This window comes from Gluconacetobacter sp. (assembly GCF_047721585.1).
In the GTDB taxonomy this organism is placed as follows: domain Bacteria; phylum Pseudomonadota; class Alphaproteobacteria; order Acetobacterales; family Acetobacteraceae; genus Gluconacetobacter; species Gluconacetobacter dulcium.
Genome location: NZ_JBDNXE010000236.1, coordinates 1 through 2,648, shown reverse-complemented (window position 1 = coordinate 2,648; position 2,648 = coordinate 1). Strand labels below are relative to the sequence as shown.

Below are 2,648 nucleotides of genomic sequence, written 5' to 3'. Positions count from 1 at the left end.
CCACCGGGCCGAAGAACGGAATGCCCGACAGCGTCAGCGCCGCCGAGCAGCCGATCAGGGACGCGATCGCCGGATCGTTCTCCAGATCGTGGCTCAGCACGGTCGCGACGACCTGGACCTCGTTGCGGAAGCCTTCCGGGAACAGCGGGCGGATCGGGCGGTCGATCAGGCGCGAATTCAGCACCTCGATCTCCGACGGACGGCCCTCACGCTTGAAGAAACCACCGGGGATCTTGCCGGCCGCGAAGGCCTTTTCCTGGTAGTTGACCGTCAGCGGAAAGAAATCCTGGCCCGGCTTGACGCTGCGGGCGCCCACGGCGGTGCAGAGCACGACCGTGTCGCCATAGGTCACGACCACGGCGCCATCGGCCTGGCGGGCGATCTTGCCCGTCTCCAGCACCAGCGTGCGGCCGCCCCATTCGATCTCTTTGCGGTAGTAGTTGAACATTCAGACACTCCCTGTCCGATGGCCACCCCGGATGAATGGGAGAGGCCCGGACAAGGGGATGAAGGACAGCGTCTCGGACGGCATGGAGCGATGACGGTCATCCGCCAGAACACCATGTGGCCTGAAACGCTGTGACCCGGTCCGGATGTCTCCACCGACATGGGGGCAGCGTGTGGCCCGGCCCAGGATTGGGCATCGGGCGCGGCGGTCCCGCGGCAACGGGGCGGCCATGCCACCCCATCGGCGGAACGCACCAATGCGACCCGGCCCGTTGCCACGCACCGCGGGGCAGCAGGCCGGATCGCGCGTCATCTCAGCGACGCAGGCCCAGACGACCGATCACGGTCTGGTAGCGGGCCTCGTCCTTGCGCTTCAGATAGTCCAGCAGGCCGCGGCGCTTGCCGACCATCACCAGCAGGCCGCGACGCGAATGGAAATCCTTCGCGTGGGTCTTCAGGTGCTCGGTCAGGTTCGTGATCCGCTCGGTCAGCAGGGCGACCTGGACTTCCGGCGAGCCGGTGTCGGTGGCGGCGGTCTGGTATTCGCCAATCAGCGCCGTGCGGCGTTCAGCAGTAATCGACATCGTGTTCTCCACATTCCAATTCGGTTAAAGCATGCGGTCCGGGCGCAGCCAGCCATCTTCCAGCCGGCACAACCCGATCACGCGCCCCCCGTCCATCCCCCGCACGATGCCCTGGTCGGGATCGGCGGCGTCCGGAATGCGTCCCATCAGGCCGAGCAGGCTGATCGCCTGCCCGTGCGAGAGGGACTCCGCTTCCTCGTGGGTCAAGGCCAGCGCCGGGATGTCGGCCAGCGCGGTCGCGACCGGAAGAAGCAGATCCGGTGAGGCAGGCGCGTTGTCGTCGTTTGGCGTCAGTTTGTCCAGCGGAATCGCGTCTTCCTCGGCAAAAGGCCCCACCCGCAGGCGGCGCAGGGCGGCCACATGGCCCACCGTGCCGCAGGCCCGCGCGATGTCGCGCGCCAGCGAGCGCATATAGACGCCCTTGCCCGATTCCACCTCGAAAATCGCGGTATCCTCGTCCGGCCGCGCCACCAGTTCGAACCGGTCGATCCGGGCCGGCCGGGGCGGCAGATCGGGCGGCCGCCCGTCGCGCGCCATGTCATAGGCCCGCTCGCCCGCCACCTTGATCGCGGAATAGACCGGCGGCACCTGCATGATATCGCCCTGGAAGGCCGGCAGCGCGCGGCGGAAATCCTCGTCCGTCGGCCGCACGGCCGAAATCTCGGTCACCGCGCCGTCGGCATCGTCGGTATCCCGGGCCTCGCCCAGGCGCAGGGTGAACTGATAACGCTTTGTTCCGTCCATGATGTACGGCACGGTCTTGGTCGCCGCACCGAAGGCGATGGGCAGCAGGCCGGTCGCCAGCGGGTCCAGCGTCCCGCCATGCCCCGCCTTGGCGGCATCGAAGGCGCGCTTCACCCGGTTGACGACATCGGTCGATGTCATCCCCGCCGGCTTGTCGATGACCAGCCAGCCATCGATCTGACGTCCGCGCTTGCGTCGCATGGGGCAAAACCTTCTTGATCAAAATCCTGGAAGAGGCGTGCGTGTAGACGAGCCCTGAAGGGGGAGCAATGCCGGATTGTGCCATGCCTGCTTTCTCAAGCGGCTCAGGAGGCCCGAAATAGACACCCGATGATCTTTTCTCTTCCCGCATGAGCACTCATCCAGGCCGTACCGCCGGATGGACGGCCGTCCTGCTCTTCGTTGCCGGCGGGATCGGGCTGGGCTGCGCGTTCCTCGGCGCGTTCGGCCAGTTCGGCCTGATGACGCACAGCGAACGCGCCATGGTCGTCTTCGACCGTCCGATCGGCGGCCTGCGCGCCGGCGCCACGGTCACGTTTCGCGGCGCAAGGCTTGGACGGGTCGAACATGTCGGCCTCACCGCCGACCCCCTGCATGGCCGCGCGCTGATTCCGGTCACGATCCGCATCCAGCCCGGGCGGATTCACATGGCGGGCGGCGGTGGAGGCCCCCTGTCGCCGCACCAGATGCTGTTCCGGCTGATCCAGGACGGATTGCAGGCCGAACTACATAGCGCCAGCCTGGTAACCGGCCGCGTCGGCATCGACCTGGATATCGCCCCCCGGCCCCCCCCCCCCCCCCAAACCCGCCCCTGGCACCCTACCGCGATACCCCCCCCAGAATCCCCCCAGGCCCAGCACCGCCGCACCCAGG

The 2,648-nt window shown here is 67.7% G+C and carries 3 protein-coding genes and 1 pseudogene; 1 reads left to right on the top strand and 3 read right to left on the bottom strand.

The window, feature by feature from the left end; translation table 11 throughout:
- The 3 genes and pseudogenes from ABF821_RS20720 to truB form a co-directional block, all read right to left on the bottom strand.
- Positions 1–448: pseudogene (locus ABF821_RS20720) on the bottom strand (polyribonucleotide nucleotidyltransferase); the annotation flags it as partial.
- Positions 449–761: 313 nt separating this feature from the next.
- A complete protein-coding gene (gene rpsO, locus ABF821_RS20715) occupies positions 762–1,031 on the bottom strand; it encodes a 30S ribosomal protein S15 (RefSeq protein WP_114725993.1) in 270 nt (89 codons plus the stop codon).
- A gap of 24 nt (positions 1,032–1,055) precedes the next feature.
- Entirely contained in the window at positions 1,056–1,976 is a 921-nt protein-coding gene (truB, locus tag ABF821_RS20710) for a tRNA pseudouridine(55) synthase TruB (RefSeq protein ID WP_182974492.1), read from the bottom strand.
- Between the two features lie 149 nt (positions 1,977–2,125).
- Between truB and ABF821_RS20705 the strand changes: the two genes are divergently transcribed.
- Positions 2,126–2,648: MlaD family protein (locus ABF821_RS20705; protein WP_415531436.1), on the top strand; the 523-nt coding region annotated here is incomplete at its 3' end.